The organism is Streptomyces sp. BJ20 (assembly GCF_022869105.1).
GTDB classification, from domain to species: Bacteria; Actinomycetota; Actinomycetes; order Streptomycetales; family Streptomycetaceae; genus Streptomyces; species Streptomyces griseoincarnatus.
The window spans coordinates 1138824-1159337 of sequence record NZ_CP094918.1 but is presented as its reverse complement, the minus strand read 5'-3'; the positions used below and the strand labels follow the sequence as shown (position 1 = coordinate 1159337).

The window sequence follows — 20514 nt, the reverse complement described above, 5'->3', positions numbered from 1 at the left end:
TGTCTCACCGTCCGGGGTGCGGTATCTCAGCGTCCGGTTCGTCGAGCAGCAGGCGCTCCAGCTCGGCACGGCCGGGAAGCCGCTCCGGTCGGACCACCTCGCCGGTGCGGACGTACAGGAACGCGGCGGTGACCGACTCCAGGGGGACGCCCTGCTGCTCGGCCCAGGCGAGCCGGTAGACCGCGAGCTGCAGCGGGTCGGCGGTGCGGCCCCGGCCGGTCTTCCAGTCGACGATCTCGTACGTCACGGCGTCACCGTCCTCGGCGCCCTCGTGCCGGTACACGGCGTCGATGCGGCCCCGGACGACTCGGCCGGCGATCGACAGCTGGAACGGCGCCTCCACGCGGTAGGGCGTGCGGTGGGCGTACTCGGTGCGTTCGAAGGCCTCCTTGAGCTCCTCGAGGTCGCGCTCGTCGGCGATCTCGGCGTCGGCGCCCGGCAGCTCGTCCGGGTCGAGCATGGGCAGGGTCAGCTCCTCGAAGCGCGCCTCGACCCACGCGTGGAAGCGGGTTCCCCGGCGCGCGGCGGGCTGGGGCGGCCGCGGCATGGGGCGGGCCAGCTCCCGGGCGAAGCCGTCGGGGTCGTCGGCCAGCCGGAGCAGCTGGGAGGCGGTGAGGGAGGCGGGCAGCCGCACCTCGGTGACGGTGTCGCGGGCGCGCAGCAGCTCCCCCGTGAGGGCATCCAGGTCGCGGTCCCAGGAGGCGACGGTGCGGGCCTCCTCGGGAGTGAGGGGCGCCTCGGCGGGCGCGGGGAGGTCCGGCCGGGACGGTGCGGACTCGTCCGGGGCGGTCGCCTGGTGGGGGACGACGGGGCGCTCGGTGGGCAGGGAGTCCCAGTCGGCGGCGTCCACCGCGCCGGGCTCCTGCGGGTACGGATCGTCGGCGTGGTCCTCCGGGTACGGCTCCTCGTCGTCCGGCGGTGGCGGCCAGTCCGGGTCGTCGTGGGCGCCCGGGTCGTGGACGGCTGCCGCGCCGTGCGGGTCGGCGGCGAGACGGTCGAGGTGGGCGAGGACGGTCGCGGCGGCGGCGCGGCGCCGGGCCAGGGCCGCGTCGTCCAGGGGCAGCGGCCACGCCTGGACGTCGCCGGCCTGCCGCAGCGCCGGGTTCTCCTCGTCCTCCTCGGGTTCCTCCGCCCACGCTTCGATCTCGCCGTGCCCGGCGGCGCAGTGGTCGTGGAGGGCGAGCAGGAACTCTGAGGGGCCGCGCGGCTTCTTCTGGCTGGGGCCCCACCAGTGGCCGGAGCCGAGCAGCAGGGAGCGGGGGCGGGTGAAGGTGACGTAGCCGAGGCGCAGCTCCTCGGTGTGCTGGTGTTCCTTCATCGCCTCGTGGAAGGCCTTCAGGCCCCGCGAGTCCCAGGACGGCACGTCGGGGAGGGTGTCGGCGTCACCGCGCAGCGCGTGCGGCAGCACCTTGCCCTGCGCCGTCCACTTCTCGCGGCCCCGGTCGCTGGGGAAGGCACCGGTGACCAGGCCCGGGACGGCTACGACGTCCCACTCCAGCCCCTTGGACTTGTGGGCGGTGAGCACCTTGACGGTGTTCTCGCCTCCCGGCAGCGCGTTGTCCAGGCCCTTCTCGTACTGGGCGGCCGTGCGCAGGAAGCCGAGGAAGGCGAGCAGGGTGGCCTCGTTGTCGCCGGAGGCGAAGGACGCGGCGACGTCGAGGAAGTTGGACAGGGTCTCCCGGCGGCGGGCGGCCAGCGCGTGCGGGGACGCGGACAGCTCGACCTCGAGTCCGGTGACGGCGAGCACCCGGTGCAGTACGTCCATCAGCGGGTCGGAGAGGGAGCGGCGCAGGTCTCGCAGCTCGGCGGCGAGACGGGCGAAGCGGACGCGCGCGTCGGGCGAGAAGGGCAGGCCGTCGTCGTCCCCACCGCCCTCCAGCGGGGTCTCCAGGAAGGTGTCGAGGGCGTCGGCGAGCGAGATCACCTCGGCGGGGTCGACGCCCTCGACGGCCTCGGCGAGCCGCCGGTCGGGGTCGTCGTCGCCGTCCACGCGCGCGTGGGACACCAGCCGGCGCGCGCGGCGCCCGAGCAGGGCTAGGTCGCGGGGGCCGATCCGCCAGCGCGGGCCGGTCAGCAGCCGGACGAGGGAGGCGTTGGCGCCGGGGTCCTGGAGGACCTCGCAGACGGCGACCAGGTCGGCGATCTCCGGCAGGTGCAGCAGCCCGGACAGGCCGACGACCTCGACGGGCACGTCCCGGGCGACCAGCGCGGCCTGGATCTCGCCGAAGTCGGTCGCCGTGCGGCACAGCACGGCGATCTCGCCGGGCGCCTTTCCGGTGTTCACGAGGTGCGCGATCGAGTCGGCGAGCCAGTCGATCTCCTCGGCGTGGGTGCGCAGCAGGGCGCAGCGGACGATGCCGTCGCGTTCGGCGCCGGGCGCCGGGCGGAGGGCCTCCACACCCGCGTGCATGGCGCGCAGCGGCTCGGCGAGGCCGTTGGCCAGGTCGAGCAGCCGGCCGCCGCTGCGGCGGTTCTCGCTGAGCGACTGGCGGGTGGCGGGGCGGCCGTCGGCGTGGGGGAAGTGCTCGGGGAAGTCGTCGAGGTTGGCGACGGAGGCGCCGCGCCAGCCGTAGATGGCCTGGCAGGGGTCGCCCACGGCGGTCACCGGGTGGCCGGTGCCGCCGCCGAAGAGGCCCGCGAGGAGGACGCGCTGGGCGACCGACGTGTCCTGGTACTCGTCGAGGAGGACCACCCGGAACTCGTCGCGCAGCACGCGGCCCACCTCGGGCAGGCCGGCGAGCCGGGCGGACAGGGCGATCTGGTCGCCGAAGTCGAACAGGTCGCGTTCGCGTTTGGCTCTCCGGTAGCGCTGCACCAACTCGGCGAGTTCACGGCGGGCGGCGGCGGCCTCGGGGACCTTGCGCAGGTCGGCGTTGCTGAGTTTGGCGTTCTCCAGGGCGCGCAGCAGCTCGGCGTCGTGGGCGCGCACGTCCTCCGGGCGCACCAGGTGCTCGGAGAGCTCCGCGTCGAGGGTGAGGAGGTCGCCCACCAGGTCGGGGAAGGAGCGGGTGAGGGCCGGGTAGAGGCCGGGCGCCTCGCGCAGCACGCGCGCGGCGAGCTGGTAGCGGGTGGCGTCGGCGAGCAGCCGGGACGTCGGTTCGAGGCCGATGCGCAGCCCGTGGTCGGTGAGCAGCCGGCCGGCGAAGGCGTGGTACGTGGAGATCACCGGCTCGCCCGGGGGGTTGTCCGGGTCCGACGGGGAGGGGCCGGTGCGAAGCGCCGTCGTCGAGGGGTGGTGGCCGGGTGACGGGAGGGGGTCCGGGTCGGTGACGCCGGCCTTGATCAGCGCGGTGCGGACGCGTTCGGTGAGTTCGCCGGCGGCCTTGTTGGTGAAGGTGAGGCCGAGGACCTGCTCGGGAGCGACCTGACCGGTGCCGACCAGCCAGACCACGCGGGCCGCCATCACCGTCGTCTTGCCGGAGCCCGCTCCGGCCACGATCACCTGCGGGGCGGGCGGCGCGATGATGCAGGCCGTCTGCTCCGGGGTGAACGGGATCCCGAGCAGCTCCTTGAGCTGGTCGGGACGGCTGATACGGGCGGGCACACCGAGAATCTAGCGGCGGCCACCGACAACGCGGGCCCACCGGGCCCGCCGGGAGGGAAGAAGCGCAGGTCGGCGAGGGTGGTGCGATATGTCACGCACGCCTGGGGGAGCACTTCGCCCGACGCCTCACTCGACGACGTGGCGGCCCTCGGGGCGGGCGCTGCACGACGCCCGGAACGCGCAGTGCGCGCAGTGCTGGCCCGCGGTCGGGGTGAAGCGTTCGTCGAGGACCTTGCCGGCGGCGGTGGCCAGCAGATCGCCGACCCACTCCCCCTCCAGCGGCTCCTGCGCCTGCACCTTGGGGAGGGTCTCGCCGCCGTCCCGCTTGGCGGCGCCCTGCCGCAGCTGGACGAGTTCGGCGCCGCCCGGCTCGGGGCGCGTCCCGTCGAAGACCTCGTCGACGGCGCCCTCGCGGACGGCGAGCTGGTACACGGCGAGCTGGGGGTGGCGTTCCACCTCCTTGGAGCTGGGCGCCTGCTTGCCGGTCTTGAAGTCGACGACGTAGGCGCGGCCCTCGCCGTCGGCCTCGACGCGGTCCATCTGGCCCCGGATGCGGACCTGGTAGTCGCCGGACTCCAGAGTGACGTCGAAGTCGTGCTCGCTGGCCACCGGGGTGCGGCCGGTGCGGTCCATGACGTGCCACTTCAGGAAGCGTTCGAGCGCCACGCGCGCGTTCTCCTTCTCCTGCGCCGACTTCCAGGGCGCGTCGAAGGCGAGGGCGTTCCACACGGACTCGAGGCGCTCCATGAGGACGTCGAGGTCGGCGGGGGTGTGCCCGGAGGCGACCTCGTCTGCGAGGACGTGGACGACGTTGCCGAAGCCCTGGGCGGCGGTGGCGGGCGCGTCGGCCTTCACCTCACGGCCCAGGAACCACTGGAGGGCGCAGGTGTTGGCCAGCTGGTCGAGGGCGCTGCCGGACAGCATCACGGGCCGGTCGCGGTCGCGCAGCGGCACCTTGCTGTGCGTGGGTTCGTACATGCCCCACCAGCGGTAGGGGTGCGCGGACGGCACCAGGGGACGGCCGTCCTCGTCGGTGAGAGCGGCGAGCCGGGCCAGCCGACGGGCCGCGGCCTCGCGCAGGGCGTCCGAGACACGGGGGTCGACCGTGGTGGCGCGCAGCTCGGCGACGAGCGCGGCGACGGACAGCGGGCGGCGCGGGCGGCCGGTGACGTCCCGGGGCTCGACGCCGAGCTCGGTGAGGAAGCGGGAGGGCTGGTCGCCGTCGTCGGACGGCGCCTTCACGGCCGTCACCACGAGGCGGTCACGCGCGCGCGTGGCGGCGACGTAGAACAGGCGGCGCTCCTCGGCGAGCAGCGCGCCGGGGGTGAGCGGCTCGGCGAGCCCGTCGCGGCCGATGCGGTCGGCCTCCAGCAGGGAGCCGCGGCGGCGCAGGTCCGGCCACAGGCCTTCCTGCACGCCGGCCACGACGACCAGGCCCCACTCCAGGCCCTTGGAGCGGTGCGCGGTCATCAGGCGGACGGCGTCGGGGCGGGCGGGGCGGCGGGTGAGGGTGTCGGCGGCGATGTCCTCGGCCTCGATCTCCTCGAGGAAGTTGAGGGCACCACGCCCGCCCGTGCGCTCCTCCGCGCGCGCGGCGGTGGCGAACAGCGCGCACACGGCGTCGAGGTCGCGGTCGGCGTTGCGGCCGGCCGCGCCGCCGCGGCGGGCCGCGCGTTCCAGACGCTGCGGCCAGGGGGTGCCGTCCCACAGCTCCCAGAGGGCCTCCTCGGCCGTGCCGCCGTCGGCCAGGCATGCGCGGGCCCGGCGCAGCAGGGCACCGAGCCGTTGCGCCCCGCGCGCGTAGACGGGGTCGTGCACGGCGAGCCGCTCGGGCTCGGCCAGCGCGCGGGCGAGCAGTTCGTCCGAGGGCGGTGGCAGGGCGTTCCCGGCCGCCCGCTCCTCCTCGCGCAGCGCGCGTCCGAGCCGCCGCAGGTCGGCGGCGTCCATGCCGGCGAGGGGGGAGGTGAGAAGGGTGAGGGCGGTCTCGGTGTCGAGCCAGCAGGGTTCGTCGCCGCCGCCCCCCGAACCGCCCGGCCCGGCTCCCGGCTCGGCTGCGGTGCCCGCCTCGCCGGAGCCACGGTCGGCCTCGCCCGTACCGGTCCCCTCGTCGCCGGTGCCGGCGCCCGTTTCGCCGGCACCGGCGCGCGCACCGGCATCGGTCCCGGCCGAACCACGGTCCGCCTCGCCCGCACCGGCGTCCGCCTCACCTGCACCGCGGCCTGCCTCATAAGAACCGGCGTCCGCCTCGCCCGCCCCGGCGTCCGCCTCAACAGAACCGCTGACCACCTCACCGGGACCCGCGCCCGCACCGGCACCCGCACCTGCACCGCGGCCCGCCTCACCAGAACCGGCATCCGCCTCGCCCGCCCCGGCGTCCGCCGCATCCCCCGCACCCCGCGCGTCCTCAGCGTCCACCGCGTCCGGCCGTCGGTTCTCCTCCGCTCTCGCCACCGCGCGCAGGGCGGTCAGCAGCGGGGCGACGGCCGGCTCGTGCCGCAGGGGCAGGTCGTCGCCGTCGACGTCGACGGGGACGCCGGCGGTCGTCAGGGCGCGACGGACCACCGGCAGGGTGCGGGCGCCCGCGCGGACCAGGACCGCCATGTCGTTCCAGGGGACGCCGTCCTCCAGGTGGGCGCGGCGCAGGATGTCGGCGATGTTGTCCAGCTCGGTGCCGGCCGTCGGGTAGGTGTACACCTCGACCCGGCCGCCGTCGCGCACGGGTGCCGGCTCCCGGTGCAGGCGGACCTTCTCGGCCGGCAGCCGGGGCAGCGGCATGCGCCGGGTGATCAGCCGGGTGGCTTCGAGGAGGGTGGCGCCGGAGCGCCGGGAGGTGCGCAGCACCTGGACGGGCGCCGGACGGCCGTCCGCGCGCGGGAAGGCGTACGGGAACTCCAGGATGCCGTTGACGTCGGCGCCCCGGAACGCGTAGATCGACTGGTCGGGGTCTCCGAAGGCGACGAGGGTGCGGCCGCCGGACGCCAGGGCGTGCAGCAGCCGTACCTGGGCGGGATCGGTGTCCTGGTACTCGTCGACGTAGACGGCGTCGTAGCGGTCGGCGAGCTGTCCGGCGGTCTCGGGGCGCCGGGCGAGGAGCACCGCGCGGTGGACGAGCTCGGCGTAGTCGATGACGCCCTGGAGGTCGAGGACGTCCAGGTACTCGGCGAGGAAGGCCGAGGCGGCGCGCCAGTCGGGGCGGCCGATGCGGCGGGCGAAGGCGTCCAGGGCCCCGGGGCCGAGCCCGAGTTCTCGGCTGCGGGCCAGGACCGCGCGGACCTCGTCGGCGAAGCCGCGGGTGGTCAGGCAGGCGCGGAGCTCGTCGGGCCAGCGGACGTGGGAGAGTCCGGACCGCTCCAGGTTCACCTGCCCGGCGAGCAGCTCGCGCACGGTGACGTCCTGCTCGGGTCCGGAGAGCAGCCGCAGCGGCTCCACGAACAGCTCGCTGTCCTGGTGGGCGCGGACCAGGGCGTAGCAGAAGGAGTGGAAGGTGGTCGCCTGGGGGGCACGGGCGGCCCCGATGCGCAGCGCCATGCGGTCGCGCAGCTCGACTGCGGCCTTGCGGCTGAAGGTGAGCACCAGGATGCGCTCGGGGTCGCCGCCGCGCGCGACACGGGCGGCCACGGACTCGACGAGCGTGGTGGTCTTGCCGGTGCCGGGACCGGCGAGGACGAGCAGCGGCCCGGAGCCGTGCTCAACCACGGAACGCTGGGCGGCGTCCAGTGGAGGGGGGTCCACGCGGGCCGGCGGGGTACGCACCAGTCGATAGGCGCCACGGCTCCCCCGCCGCACCGGGGGGTGCGACAGGCCGCTGGTGGAGGAGAAGGAGCTCACGTGGTTCGCCGGTCCTGGTGGGTGTGCTGTGGGGCGCTGCGCCGCGTGTGCGGGGCGGTGGTCGGAGGGTGAGGGGGCCACGCGCAGCCGACGCTACGCCGGGGACCGGAACGGAAGCAGCGTTTCCGCTTCTTCCCTCCCGTCACTCCGGGCACCCGCGCCCCTCGACCCACGAACGTACGTCATGCCGCGGATGTGCCTCATGTCCCCCTGGTGAATCACACGTCACACGGCGGCGGCGGGGATGGCGGAAGCTGTCAGGTGTGACCCCCGGTGTCCGCGCCGCCGTCCCACCGCGCGCGTCTCATGTCGAGGCGTGGCACATGGCCCTCCGCCGCCCGGCCCGCCTCCCGCAGAGGTGTGCCCTCGGCGCGGTAGTGGCCGAGGGCCCGCAGCTCATGGCCGGGCAGCAGCACGCCGTCCGCGCGGACCACGCGCCACCAGGGGACGGCGCCGCCGTAGAGCGCCATCACGCGCCCCACCTGCCGGGGCCCGCCCTCCCCCAGCCACTCGGCCACGTCCCCGTACGTCATGACGCGTCCCGGCGGGATCAGCTCGGCGACCTCCAGGACCCGCTCGGCGTACGCCGGCAGGGCGTCCGGGTGCTCCGGACCCCCGTCGGACGGAAGACTTTCCTGGCTCATCCGGACCATCCTGCCCCACCCCACCGACAACGCGGCGCCTCCGCGGACACGGGCGGGCGACTCGCCCCGGAGCACCGCTTCGGGCAGACTGTGCCGCCCCGCTTGTGGACCCTGATGCCCCCTTGTGGCGGTACGGCATGCCACCATCGTGCGGGCGGTGACCGGTGATACGAGATCGAGAAGAGACGATGAAGCAGCAGGGTGCGCACCCCGAGGACACGGAGGGCACCCCTGACGCCTCGTCGCGCCCGGACACCGCGAAGGAGCCCGGCGGCGCGCACCGGGACGTCGCGCACATCGACGAGGTGGAGGGCGACGAACCGCTGCTCCCCGCGCGCGTGCACCGTCCGTCCGACCTCATGCGGCTGGTGGGCGGCGTGCTCGCGGTCGTGGTACTGCTGGCGATCGCCGCCTTCGCCCACGGCACCACCTCGGGTCTCGAACAGGACATCAACAAGGGCACCGGACAGGCGCCCGATCTGCTCATCAAGATCGCGGGCCTGGCCTCCAGCATCGCGATCCTGCTCGTCCCGGTCGCCTTCGCGATCGAACGGCTGATCAAACGGGACGGGCTGCGGATCGCCGACGGCGTGCTCGCCGCCGTGCTGGCGCACGGAGTGACGCTCGCCACCGACCTGTGGGTCGCGCGGGCCGCCCCCGACTCGATCCAGGACGCGCTCACCCAGCCCTCCCCCGGCGACATCCACGCCCTCACCGACCCGGTGCACGGCTACCTCGCGCCCGTCATCGCGTACATGACCGCCGTCGGCATGTCCCGCAGACCACGGTGGCGCGCGGTCCTGTGGGTGGTGCTCCTGCTCGACGCCTTCTCGATGCTGGTCACCGGGTACACCACCCCGTTCTCGATCATCCTCACCGTGCTGATCGGCTGGACCGTCGCCTACGGCACGCTCTACGCGGTCGGCTCGCCCAACGTCCGGCCCACCGGCCGCACCCTGATGGCGGGGCTCCGCACGGTCGGCTTCCGTCCGGTGACCGCGTCCCGCGAGGAGGCGGCCGACGCGGCCGAGGGCGGCGACCGGGGGCGGCGCTACTTCGTCACCCTGGAGGACGGCCCGCCCCTCGACGTCACCGTCGTCGACCGCGAGCAGCAGGCTCAGGGCTTCTTCTACCGGGCTTGGCGCAACCTGGCGCTGCGCGGCTTCGCCACCCGCCGGAGCCTCCAGTCGCTGCGCCAGGCGCTGGAGCAGGAGGCCCTGCTGGCCTACGCCGCCATCGCGGCCGGTGCCAACGCGCCCAAGCTGATCGCCACGTCGGAGCTGGGCCCCGACGCGGTGATGCTGGTCTACGAACACACCGGCGGACGCACGCTGGACTCCCTGGACGACGAGGAGATCACCGACGAACTGCTGCGCGACACCTGGCACCAGGTGAAGGCGCTGCAGTCCCGCCGTATCGCGCACCGCAGGCTGGTGGGCGACGCCATCGTGGTGGACCGTTCCGGCACGGTGATCCTCACCGACCTGCGCGGCGGGGAGATCGCGGCCGGCGACCTGCTGCTGCGTATGGACGTCTCCCAGCTGCTGGTGACGCTGGGGCTGCGGGTGGGCGCCGAGCGCGCGGTGGCGTCCGCGCTGAGCGTCCTCGGCCCCGACGCCGTGGCGGACTGTCTGCCGATGCTCCAGCCGATCGCGCTGAGCCGCTCCACGCGCGCGACGCTGCGCCGGCTCGCCCGGGAGCGCGCGGAGCGGGAACGCGAGGCGGTCCTGGAGGCCTCCCGTCACTCCCGCCCGCCCCGCGCGCACGAGGCGGACGACTCCCGCCCCGTCGTGCTCGACAAGGCCGGCAAGAAGGCCGTACGGGCGGAACAGCGGGCCGAGAAGCGGGCCATCGACGAGGCTCTCGACGAGGCGCGCGAGGAGGACATGCTCAGCCAGATCCGGCAGGAGGTGCTGCGGATCAGGCCGCAGGCCCCGGTCGAGCCGGCCCGGCTGGAGCGGGTGCGCCCGCGCACGCTGATCAGCCTCATCGCGGGCGCGATCGGCGCGTACTTCCTGCTGACGCAGCTCACCCACATCGAGTTCGGCCCGCTGATCTCCAACGCGGAGTGGGGCTGGGTGGCCGCGGCGGTGCTGTTCTCGGCGCTGAGCTACGTGGCGGCCGCGATGGCGCTGCTCGGGTTCGTGCCGGAACGGGTGCCGTTCCTGCGCACCGTGGCGGCCCAGGTCGCCGGCTCCTTCGTGAAGATCGTCGCCCCGGCCGCGGTCGGCGGCGTCGCGTTGAACACCCGCTTCCTCCAGCGCGCGGGCGTGCGTCCGGGGCTCGCGGTGGCGAGCGTCGGCGCGTCGCAGCTGTTCGGGCTCGGCTGCCACATCCTGATGCTGCTGGCGTTCGGCTATCTGACCGGTACCGAGAAGACTCCTTCGCTGTCGCCGTCCCGCACGGTCATCGGCGGTCTGCTGACGGTCGCGGTGCTGGTGCTCGTGGTGACCTCCGTGCCGTTCCTGCGGAAGTTCGTCGTCACGCGCGTGCGGTCGCTGTTCGCGGGCGTCGTGCCGCGCATGCTCGACGTCCTGCAGCGGCCGCAGAAGCTGGTCACCGGCATCGGCGGCATGCTGCTGCTGACCGCCTGCTTCGTGATGTGCCTGGACGCCTCGATCCGGGCGTTCGGCGACGAGTCGACCTCGGTGAGCATCGCCGGCGTCGCCGTCGTCTTCCTCGCGGGCAACGCCCTCGGGTCCGCCGCTCCGACGCCGGGCGGTGTGGGCGCCGTGGAGGCCACCCTCACCGTCGGCCTGATCGCGGTCGGCCTGCCCAAGGAGGTCGCCGCGCCCGCCGTGCTGCTCTTCCGGCTGCTGACCCTGTGGCTGCCCGTGCTGCCGGGCTGGCTCGCCTTCAATCACCTCACCCGCAAAGCGGCCCTGTGACCGGCCGATCCCGCCAAGCGGCCTTGTGACCGGCCGATCCCGCCAAGCGGCCTTGTGACCGGCTGAGACGCCGGCCGGACGCGAGCCTCCCTCGGACGGCCCGTGTCCCGCGCGCCACGGCGCGGGCGACCGCAGGATGGGGGCATGTCCCGCCCCTTCCGGCTCCGTGCCGCAGCCCTGTCCGCCTGTGCCCTCCTGATGCCCGCACTGCTGGCGGGCTGTGCCGAGGGGGACGAGCCGGCCCAGGACCTGACGCGGCAGAAGCTGGACTGGAATGCCTGCCCGGCCCCCGACGAGGCCCAGGGCGGGGGCGCGTCGCCGTCGCCGCTTCCGGGTGCCCGGGGTCAGTGGGAGTGCGCGACGCTCAAGGCGCCCCTGGACTGGGACGACCCGGACGGCGACACCATCGGCCTGGCGCTGATCCGCGTCCGGTCGAGCGGCCCGGAAGGGCAGCGGATCGGCTCGCTCATCTTCAACTTCGGTGGTCCCGGCGGCTCCGGCGTCACCACGCTGCCCGCGTTCGGCAGTGACTACGCCACCCTGCGCACCCGGTACGACCTGGTGAGCTTCGACCCGCGCGGGGTCGGCCGCAGCGCGCCCGTCACCTGCGAGGACGACCAGGAGCTCGACGAGCACTTCCAGCAGGACGGCACCCCCGACGACAGCGCCGAACGCACGGAACTGCTGGACAGCACCAAGGAGTTCAACGCGGCCTGCGAGGACAACTCCGGGCGGGTCCTGCCGCACGTGCGCACCACCGACGCGGCCCGCGACCTCGACCTGATGCGCCAGGTCCTCGGCGACGACGAGCTGTACTACTTCGGCATCTCCTACGGCACCGAACTCGGCGGCGTCTACGCCCACCTCTTCCCCGACAAGGTGGGCCGCGCGGTGTTCGACGCGGTCGTCGACCCGGCGCTGGACTACGAGCAGGCCTCGCTCGGACAGGCCCGGGGCTTCCAGCGCGCCCTCGACAACTACGCCGAGGACTGCGTCTCCCAGGTCGAGGAGTGCCCCGTCGGCGACAGCGTCCAGGACGTGAAGAACCGCATCGCCAAGCTGCTGCGGGACCTGGACCGCCGGCCCATCCCCGGCGTCTTCCCGCGCCAGCTCACCGAGACGATGGCGACGAGCGGCATCGCTCAGGCCCTGTACTCGAAGGACTTCTGGGCGTTCCTCACCGACGGTCTGGAGCAGGCGTACGACGGTGACGGCACGATCCTGATGGTGCTGGCCGACTCGATGAACGGACGCAGCGAGAACGGCGAGTACAGCAACCTGGTGCCCGCCAACGTCGCCATCAACTGCGCCGACGCCAAACCCCGTTACACCCCGGCGGACGTGGAGCGGCTGCTGCCCGAGTTCCGCGAGGCCTCCCCGCTCTTCGGTGACTTCATGGCCTGGGGAATGATCACCTGCACCGACTGGGCCGTGCCGGGCGCCGCCGATCAACCGGACGTCAGCGCTCCGGGCGCGGACCCGATCCTGGTGATCGGCAACACCGGCGACCCGGCCACCCCGTACGAGGGCGCGCGCAGCATGGCGAAGGCGCTCGGTGAGGGGGTCGGCGTGGAACTCACGTACAACGGGCAGGGGCACGGCGCCTACAACAGCGAGGACCGCTGCGTGCGGAACGCGGTCCACGGCTATCTGCTGGACGGCAAGGTGCCTGCGGCCGAAGCGGTCTGCCCCTGACCCGCCCGGCCGTGCGACGGCTGGGCGCAAAGGCAGGACCGACGACGAAAGGCCCAGCTCAGAGGGTTTTCCACAGGCCTCCCCGGCCGACGCCGGACCTGCCTACGATGTCGGGACAGCCGTTCGCCGCACGACGCGGACGGACCACGAGGGGGGATGTGCAGATGACCCGGTTCACACGGTGGGCGGCCCTGACCGCCGCCGCCGCACTGCTGACGGCCGGCTGCAGCGGGGGCGGACCGTCGAAGGACGACGCAGGCGAGGACGACAAGGCAAGCGGCGCCGGCGCGATCGACTGGGGGCACTGCGAGGCGACCGAGGACGGTCCGGCGCCCGGCGACGAATGGCGGTGCGCCACGCTCGAGGTGCCGCTGGACTGGTCGCAGCCGGACGGCGAGACGATCGACCTCGCCCTCATCCGCGCCGAGGCGACGGGCGACGACCGCATGGGCTCCCTGCTGTTCAATTTCGGCGGTCCTGGCGGCTCGGGCGTCTCCACCCTCCCCGCCTACGCCGACATGGCCGCCGACCTGCGCGAGCGCTACGACCTGGTGAGCTGGGACCCGCGTGGGACGGGCGCGAGCGGCGGTGTCCGCTGCCGCGACGACAAGGCCATCGAGGCCGCCGAGTCCTCCGTGGACTGGACGCCGGACACCCCGGCGGAGGAGCGGGTCTTCCTCGAGGACGCGGCCGACTTCGGCAAGGGGTGTCAGAAGGCGGCCGGAAAGCTGATGGCGCACGTCTCGACCACCGACACCGCCCGTGACATGGACCGCATCCGGCAGGCCCTCGGCGACGACCGGATGCACTACTTCGGCATCTCCTACGGCACCGAGCTCGGCGGGGTCTACGCCCACCTCTTCCCCGAGAAGGTCGGCCGGATGACGCTGGACGCGGTGGTCGACCCGACGGCCGACGCGATCGGCCACGCCAAGAACCAGACCCGCGGCTTCCAGACCGCCCTCGACAACTACCTCCGGTCCACCGGACGCGACCCCGAGCAGGGCTCGCGGGAGATCGCGGACCTGCTGGACCGGGTCGACGCCGAACCGCTGCCGACGTCCTCCTCCGGCCGCGAGCTGACGCAGTCGCTGGCGATCATCGGCATCGTGCTGCCCCTCTACAGCGAGGCCAGCTGGCCGGCGCTCACCAGCGCGCTGGACGCGGCGCAGGACGGGGACGGCACGGAGCTGCTGGCCCTCGCGGACGGGTACAACGAGCGGGACGCCTCGGGCGGCTACGGCACCACGACCCACGCGCAGCGGGTCATATCGTGCCTGGACGACAAGCAGCGGCCGACGGTCGAGGAGACGAAGAAGCTGCTGCCGGAGTTCGAGAAGCTCTCCCCCGTCTTCGGCCCGTTCCTGGGCTGGGACACGGCCGGCTGGTGCCACGACTGGCCGGTGCCGGGCCAGTTCGAGACGCCGGAGGTGAGCGCCCCGGGCGCGGAGCCGATCCTGGTCGTGGGCAACACGGGCGACCCGGCCACCCCCTACGAGGGCGCGCGGCGGATGGCGGACGAGCTGGGCGAGGGCGTCGGGGTGGTGCTGACCTGGAAGGGCGAGGGCCACGGCGCCTACGGCAGCGGCAGCGACTGTGTCGACTCGACGGTGAACGCCTACCTGCTCGACGGCACGGTGCCTCAGGACGGCAAGGTCTGCTCGTAACGGCGTCGAGGGCTCCGGGCACACCCCGAGGTGGTGCCCGAAGCCCCCGACGAGGACCCGGTGACGGCCGGCGCGGTCGTGCGGACCTCTCCGTCCGGTGCCGCCTAGTAGACCGGCTTCTCCGGCTCGATCTGGTTGACCCAGCCGATGACGCCGCCGCCGACGTGGACGGCGTCGGAGAAGCCCGCGGACTTCAGGACCGCGAGGACTTCCGCACTGCGGACACCCGTCTTGCAGTTCAAGACGATCTTCTTGTCCTGCGGCAGGCTCTCCAGGGCGTTGCCCATGAGGAACTCGTTCTTCGGGATCAGCCGGGCGCCCGGGATGGAGACGATCTCGAACTCGTTCGGCTCGCGGACGTCGATGAGCTCGATGCTCTCGCCGTCGTCGATCCACTCCTTGAGCTGCTTGGGAGTGATCGTGGAGTCGGCGGCCGCCGCCTGGGCCTCCTCGGACACGACGCCGCAGAAGGCCTCGTAGTCGATGAGCTCGGTGACGGTCGGGTTCTCGCCGCAGATTGCGCAGTCGGGGTCCTTGCGGACCTTGACCTGGCGGTACTGCATCTCCAGGGCGTCGTAGATCATCAGCCGGCCGACGAGGGGCTCGCCGATGCCGGCCAGCAGCTTGATGGCCTCGTTGGCCTGGATGGAGCCGATGGACGCGCAGAGCACGCCGAGGACGCCGCCCTCGGCGCAGGAGGGGACCATGCCGGGGGGCGGGGGCTCCGGGTAGAGGCAGCGGTAGCAGGGGCCGTGCTCGGACCAGAAGACGGAGGCCTGGCCGTCGAAGCGGTAGATGGAGCCCCAGACGTACGGCTTGTTCAGCAGGACGCAGGCGTCGTTGACCAGGTAGCGGGTCGCGAAGTTGTCCGTGCCGTCGACGATCAGGTCGTACTGGCTGAACAGGTCCATCACGTTGTCGGCCTCGAGCCGCTCCTCGTGCAGGACCACGTTCACGTAGGGGTTGATCCCCTTGATGGTGTCACGGGCGGACTCGGCCTTGGGGCGGCCGATGTCGGACTGGCTGTGGATGATCTGGCGCTGCAGGTTCGACTCGTCGACCTCGTCGAACTCCACGATGCCGAGCGTGCCCACGCCCGCCGCGGCCATGTACATCAGACCCGGCGAGCCCAGGCCGCCGGCGCCCACAAAGAGCACCTTGGCATTCTTCAGCCGCTTCTGCCCGTCCATTCCCACGTCGGGGATGATCAGGTGGCGGGAGTACCTGCGGACCTCGTCTACGGTGAGCTCGGGGGCCGGCTCGACCAGGGGTGGCAGCGACACGGGGACTCCGTTGGTCGGTCAATCACTACGGTTGTTCTCCGCTTAACACTGCCATGCCCTTTTTCATTCCGAGACACCCGTCCCGACACGCGAGACGATGTCGTCCCAGTAGCCGGGCAGCGGCCCCCAGGGATCCCCCGGTGCCGCGCGGCCGGTGCCCCGGTCCGAGTGGTCGGTGAAGTAGATGGTGCCGGCGCCCTGCCAGCGGGCGATGCGCAGCGCCTCCTCCAGGTGCGGCCGGGGCACGCCGTGCACGAAGTGGCAGAACCGCTCCGGCGGGTGGTCGGCGGTCCACTCGGCCACCTGGGACCAGCGGTAGTCGCTCCACGGGCCGGAGAAGGTGACCAGCTGGTCGGCGTGCTCGGCGTAGCCGGGGTACGGATGGGTGCCGTGCCCGAGGACGACGTGGGCGTCCTCGTGAACGACCCGGAGGGTGGCGACGGTGCGCCGCACCTCGGGCAGGTCCTCGCGGCCGGCGGGGCAGCGGTCCAGGAGGAAGCCGTCGACCCGGTACCAGTCGTGGAAGCGGTGGGCGTCGGAGATGATCTCCCCGAAGCCGCGCAGCCCGTAGGCGGTGTCGATGTGCCCGAGGACGCGGACGCCCGCGTTGCGCAGTCGGCCCGCCGCCTCCAGGCAGTGCGGGTCGGGCTGGACGCCGGGGCCGTCGGCGACGTTGAGCACCACCCAGTGCAGGGGGGTGCCGGGGCGGCCCAGCCGGTTCCACTCGTCAGGGGCGAGGAGTGGATGGGCCACGCCCGGGATGCCGAGGCCGGTGCCGAGCCCCGTGGCGGTGCGGCCCTGTCTGGACCGGGTCAGATACGGCATGCCGCCTCCATCCAGATGTCCGCGAGCGACTCCTCGAGGTTGATGCGAGGGCGCCAGCCGAGGCGGTCGCGTGCGGTGCGTACGTCGGCCTGCTGCCAGGTCCCGCACCCGTCGGGGTACGGGAACGCGGCGGGCGAGGCGGCGGTGGCGTGGTGCTCCGCCTCGGCGCGCGGGTGTCCGATGGTCGCCCGCAGGTGGGTCGCGTGGGCGGTGTGGGTGGCGTGGACGGGCCCGGGGTGGGGCAGGCCGTCGAGCTCGTTGAGGGCGCCGCCGTAGCCGGCCACCCGGGCGAGGATCCCGGCGGCGTCCCGGAGGCGGACGGCGCGGCCGGAGCCGATGTTGATGACGCCCTGCGCGGCGGAGAGCGAGGCGGCGTGCACGGCGCGGGCCACGTCGCGGACGTCGACGAAGTCACGTTGGGCGCCGAGGCCGCCGAGCTTCAGTTCGCCGTCGCCGGACTGCATGGCGCGGCGCATCGCCTCTGCGAGCCGGCCGAGCGGGGAGCCGGCCGGCGTGCCGGGTCCGACGGGCGAGAAGACCCGCAGCACCACGGCGTCCAGGCCGGAGCCGAGGACCAGCTCGGTGGCGGCGAGCTTGCTGACGCCGTACGGGCCGCCGGGGCGGGGGACGGCGTCCTCGGCGGTGGAGGAGCCCGGCTGGCTGGGGCCGTACTCGGAGCCGCAGCCGATCTGGACGAGCCGTGCCCCGCAGCCGCTGCGGCGCAGTGCTTCGCAGATGGTGGCGACGGCGACCGTGTTGTGCCGGGTCAGTTCGCGGGCGCCGCCCCGGGTGGCGCCCGCGCAGTTGATGACGACACCGGGGTGGACGGCGTCGAGGAAGCGGGTGAGGGCGCCCGGGCTGCCGGTGGCGAGGTCGAAGCGGACGTCGGCGTCGTCACCCCGGCCGAGGGCCGTGAGCTGGACGGCGGGGTCGGCGAGCAGGCGGTCGGCGACGAAGCGGCCGAGGTAGCCGTTGGCTCCGATCAGCAGGACCCTCATCGGTCGGCTCCTTCGCGGCGGTCGGTGACGGGACGGCAGGTCATGCGAGGTTCTCCTTAGAGGGGGGTCGAGGGCTCCGGGGCCGCGGTCGTCCGAGCCGTGCGGCGGTCGCGGCCGGTCACCGCGCCTGCTCCGGCCGCAGGTGCGCCGAGGCGCGGGCGAGGGTGCGGGAGGCGTGCACAAGCAGGGTCAGGGCGCCCGCACCGCAGGTCAGGACGGGTACGGCGGAGGGGCCCGAGGCGGCGGTGAGGGCCTCCACCGGTGCGCCCAGCGCGGCGCAGCCGGGCAGCCGGGCCGCGAAGACGGTGGCGGGCGCGAGCACCTGGGCGACGGCGGTGAGCATGAGGATCACGCGCGGGGCGTGGGTGAAGCCGTGCACGGTGAGCAGCCGGGCGACGAAGAGGAGGACACCGAGGGCGAGGACCGCCGGGGAGACGGGCCCCGCGTCCAGGAACGGCGCGCACAGGGCGACGAGCGCGGCCAGCGCCCCCAGGAACAGGGCCACGGCGCCGAGCAGCACGGGCCGGACGGAGGCGGCGAAGTCCTCCAGGCCGCGGCTGGCGGCGAGCTTGCGGCGCGCGTGGGCGAGGAACAGACCGGCCGTCCAGGTCGCGGGCGCGACGGCGAGGGTGAGGGCGAGGAGCGGCGCGAGGGCCACGGGCCAGTCGCCGTCGGCGGTGCCGTCGGGCAGTCCGTCGGGGCCACCGGCGACGGCGGTGCGCAGCAGGCCGTCGCCCAGCACGGCGTAGACGAGGAGCCAGCAGGTCCAGGAGCCGGTCGCCGACCGGGAGGCGAGGGCGTCGGGGAGGGCCAGCGGTCCGCGGCGCAGCGCGGCGCGCAGGGCGAGGGCGACGGCGACCACGCCGGCGGCGGCCGCGTACAGGCGGGTCTGGCCGTGGGTGCGGGCCAGGGCGATCAGCGCGGCGGCGCACAGCGTGCCGGGCAGCAGCGGGAGCAGAAGCACGGCGACGGACCGGCGGCGGTCTCCCTCGCGTGCCGGCGCGGCGGATGCGTCGGCCGCGGTGTCGGCGTCACGCGGGACGCGGGCGTAGAGCTCCTCCGCGAGGGAGAAGACGTCGCGGTGGCGGAAGCGGGCGGCGGTCCTGTCGGTGATGCCGTGGGCCTCCAGGCCCGCCGCGATCTCCAGCGGGTCCACGGCGCGTTCGCACAGCTCGCGGTGGCGGTGCAGCAGCACCTTGACCGGGTCGGCGGCGCCGCGGTCGAGTTCGCTCAGGTCGGTCATCGGACGGTCTCCGTGACGGGCTCCGGCGTCTCCACGGCCCAGGTGGGGACGGCGCGGGGGGTGGGTTCGGTCCAGTGGCCGGGGACGTGGGCCTCGGCGGGCGCGGCGAAGGGCTGCGGGTCTCCGGCGCCGTCGAGGACGGGCCGGCGTACCGGGGTGCGGGCGACGGTCTCGAGGTAGAGGCCGCGGAACGCCGCGACGTTCTGCTCGACGCTGAACAGTTCCAGCGCCCGGGCTCGCGCGGCCGCTCCGAGGCGCGCACGGCGCTCGGGGTCGCGCAGCAGCGAGACGCACGCCTCGGCGAGCGCCCGCGGATTACGCGGCGGTACGACGAGGCCGGTGCCGCCGATCACCTCGACGACCGCGCCGACGTCCGTGGAGACCGTCGCGCGTCCGCAGAACATCGCCTCGATCAGCCCGACCGGGAACCCCTCGACGACGCTGGACAGCACGGTGACGGCCCCGCCGGCGTGGACGTCGGCGGTGGTCTCGGCGCCGGGGCCGCCGGGTTCCTCGAAGGACACCGGGTTCCGCCCCACGGCGTGCGGGCCGTCGGCCTCGTCCGGGAAGAGCTGGGCGGCCAGGGCCCGGCAGTGGCCGAGGTAGGCCTCACCCTCGGGCCCTGAGGGGCGGCCGACGATGCGCAGCCGGGTGCCGGGCTCGGCCGCGCGGACCTCCGCGAAGGCGTGCAGCAGCGAGACCAGGTCCTTGGCGGGCTCCACCCGGCCGAACCAGACGAGGGTGTGCGGCCCGGCGTGCTCCTGCTTCTCCTGCCTCTCCTGCTTCTCCTGCCTCTCCTGCTTCTCCCGCTTCTCGTCCTTCTCCCGGTCCCCCGGCCGGCGGTCCTCGCCGACGCGCGCGAAGGGCGTGGCGTCCAGGCCGGGGTGGATGGTGCGCAGTTTGGCCCGGTCGGCGCCGCAGCGCTCCTGCCAGCGACGGGCGTGGGCGTTGCCGGGGACGAGGTAGGAGGCGGCACGGTAGGTCTCGGCGGTCAGCAGGCCGTGGAAGGCGGCGAGCAGGGACCGCACGGCGGGCGAGGCGTCGGGGCGCGTGAGGTAGTGGGTGCGCAGACGCACGCCGTACTCAGTGACCACGAGCGGGACGCCGAAGAAGTGGCGGGCGAGCAGGCCCGGGAGCGCGGCGATGCCGCCGGACGCGGCGTGGCAGAGATCGACGGCGCCTAGGCCGTCCTCCTCGTACCAGTCGAGCGAGAGGGGGCGCAGGGCGCGCTCCAGGTGGTCGGCGACGGTCAGCAGGTCGGAGACGCGGGCCTCCCGCGCGGCGCGGCGGGCTCCGGGCGCTCGACAGGCACGCTCCAGGGCGCGCACGGCCTGCTCGGAGCGCAGCGCGGCGACCAGTCCGCCCTCGTCGCGGGCGAGCTCGGCGAGCCCGTGCAGCGCGTTGGCGAAACGGTCCGCCTCAGCGGTGCCGGGCTTCTCGGCGATGCCGGGCCCCTGGGCGGTGCCGGGCCCCTGGGCGGTGCCGGGCCCCTGGGCGGTGCCGGGCTCCGCGGCGGTGCAGAGGGCGGCGGCCAGTTCGCCGTAGTGCTCGGTGAAGCGCCGGCGGGCGCGGCGGCCGTGGACCACCCCGTCCTCCTCAGCGACCCACAGCGGCGCCGTGCGCACTCGCTGAACCTGGGGCGGCAGCTCGACCCATCCCGCGTCCTCCTGGGCCTGGCCGGTGCTGAACGCGTAGACGTCGAACTCGTGTCGGTCGAGCCCGCGCACCAGGCGGTCGCACCACACCCCGCCTTCACCGCCCACATACGGATAGCCACCCTCCGTAAGCAGTCCGATGCGCACGTGTGCACCCCCGTTCTCCCGTCGGGAGCCGCCGTTGGCCCGGCGGCTCGCAGCGGGACGAACGTATGCGGACAGGACGGTGGCGTGATGGACGGTT

Annotated in this window: 11 protein-coding genes; 3 read left to right on the top strand and 8 right to left on the bottom strand. The window is 74.2% G+C overall.

Annotation, left to right across the window (positions count from 1 at the left end):
* Window positions 1-4: 4 nt before the first annotated feature.
* From MTR79_RS05455 to MTR79_RS05445, 3 genes are all read right to left on the bottom strand, one after another.
* Window positions 5-3544 carry an ATP-dependent DNA helicase gene (locus MTR79_RS05455; RefSeq protein ID WP_244789410.1) on the bottom strand — a complete coding sequence of 1180 codons (3540 nt, stop codon included), beginning with the start codon at window positions 3542-3544 and terminating at the stop codon, window positions 5-7.
* Between the two features lie 126 nt (window positions 3545-3670).
* Complete coding sequence (locus tag MTR79_RS05450) at window positions 3671-7276, bottom strand: ATP-dependent DNA helicase (RefSeq protein WP_244789408.1); 3606 nt, start codon at window positions 7274-7276, stop codon at window positions 3671-3673.
* A gap of 353 nt (window positions 7277-7629) precedes the next feature.
* Window positions 7630-8016 carry an MGMT family protein gene (locus MTR79_RS05445; RefSeq protein WP_086699442.1) on the bottom strand — a complete coding sequence of 129 codons (387 nt, stop codon included), beginning with the start codon at window positions 8014-8016 and terminating at the stop codon, window positions 7630-7632.
* 188 nt (window positions 8017-8204) lie between these two features.
* Between MTR79_RS05445 and MTR79_RS05440 the strand changes: the two genes are divergently transcribed.
* The 3 genes from MTR79_RS05440 to MTR79_RS05430 all read left to right on the top strand — a co-directional run bounded on the left by MTR79_RS05440 (window position 8205) and on the right by MTR79_RS05430 (window position 14266).
* Complete coding sequence (locus MTR79_RS05440; protein ID WP_156698535.1) at window positions 8205-10904, top strand: lysylphosphatidylglycerol synthase transmembrane domain-containing protein; 2700 nt, start codon at window positions 8205-8207, stop codon at window positions 10902-10904.
* Window positions 10905-11048: 144 nt separating this feature from the next.
* Window positions 11049-12599 (top strand): alpha/beta hydrolase, encoded by a 1551-nt coding sequence (locus tag MTR79_RS05435; RefSeq protein WP_244789406.1) that lies wholly within the window; start codon window positions 11049-11051, stop codon window positions 12597-12599.
* Window positions 12600-12763: 164 nt separating this feature from the next.
* Entirely contained in the window at window positions 12764-14266 is a 1503-nt protein-coding gene (locus tag MTR79_RS05430; protein ID WP_244789404.1) for an alpha/beta hydrolase, read from the top strand.
* Between the two features lie 104 nt (window positions 14267-14370).
* Here the strand turns inward: MTR79_RS05430 and moeZ are convergent, their stop codons facing one another.
* From moeZ to MTR79_RS05405, 5 genes are all read right to left on the bottom strand, one after another.
* Window positions 14371-15549, bottom strand: a complete 1179-nt coding sequence (gene moeZ, locus MTR79_RS05425; protein WP_048455732.1) for an adenylyltransferase/sulfurtransferase MoeZ — start codon at window positions 15547-15549, stop codon at window positions 14371-14373.
* Window positions 15550-15612: 63 nt separating this feature from the next.
* Window positions 15613-16374 (bottom strand): spherulation-specific family 4 protein, encoded by a 762-nt coding sequence (locus MTR79_RS05420; RefSeq protein ID WP_244789402.1) that lies wholly within the window; start codon window positions 16372-16374, stop codon window positions 15613-15615.
* Window positions 16362-17372 (bottom strand): NAD-dependent epimerase/dehydratase family protein, encoded by a 1011-nt coding sequence (locus MTR79_RS05415; protein ID WP_086699436.1) that lies wholly within the window; start codon window positions 17370-17372, stop codon window positions 16362-16364. Before MTR79_RS05415 ends, MTR79_RS05420 begins: the two co-directional genes overlap by 13 nt.
* Before the next feature lie 118 nt (window positions 17373-17490).
* Window positions 17491-18615 carry a hypothetical protein gene (locus tag MTR79_RS05410; protein WP_244789400.1) on the bottom strand — a complete coding sequence of 375 codons (1125 nt, stop codon included), beginning with the start codon at window positions 18613-18615 and terminating at the stop codon, window positions 17491-17493.
* A complete protein-coding gene (locus MTR79_RS05405) occupies window positions 18612-20417 on the bottom strand; it encodes a DUF3492 domain-containing protein (protein WP_244789398.1) in 1806 nt (601 codons plus the stop codon). Before MTR79_RS05405 ends, MTR79_RS05410 begins: the two co-directional genes overlap by 4 nt.
* Between the last annotated feature and the right edge of the window lie 97 nt (window positions 20418-20514).

What these genes read in the sequence shown, in the direction of transcription:
- MTR79_RS05445 (WP_086699442.1), bottom strand. Translation starts at nt 8,016, where the DNA reads ATGAGCCAGGAAAGTCTTCCGTCCGACGGGGGTCCGGAGCACCCGGAC.
- MTR79_RS05440 (WP_156698535.1), top strand. Translation starts at nt 8,205, where the DNA reads ATGAAGCAGCAGGGTGCGCACCCCGAGGACACGGAGGGCACCCCTGAC.
- MTR79_RS05435 (WP_244789406.1), top strand. Translation starts at nt 11,049, where the DNA reads ATGTCCCGCCCCTTCCGGCTCCGTGCCGCAGCCCTGTCCGCCTGTGCC.
- MTR79_RS05430 (WP_244789404.1), top strand. Translation starts at nt 12,764, where the DNA reads ATGACCCGGTTCACACGGTGGGCGGCCCTGACCGCCGCCGCCGCACTG.
- MTR79_RS05420 (WP_244789402.1), bottom strand. Translation starts at nt 16,374, where the DNA reads ATGCCGTATCTGACCCGGTCCAGACAGGGCCGCACCGCCACGGGGCTC.
- MTR79_RS05415 (WP_086699436.1), bottom strand. Translation starts at nt 17,372, where the DNA reads ATGAGGGTCCTGCTGATCGGAGCCAACGGCTACCTCGGCCGCTTCGTC.
- MTR79_RS05410 (WP_244789400.1), bottom strand. Translation starts at nt 18,615, where the DNA reads ATGACCGACCTGAGCGAACTCGACCGCGGCGCCGCCGACCCGGTCAAG.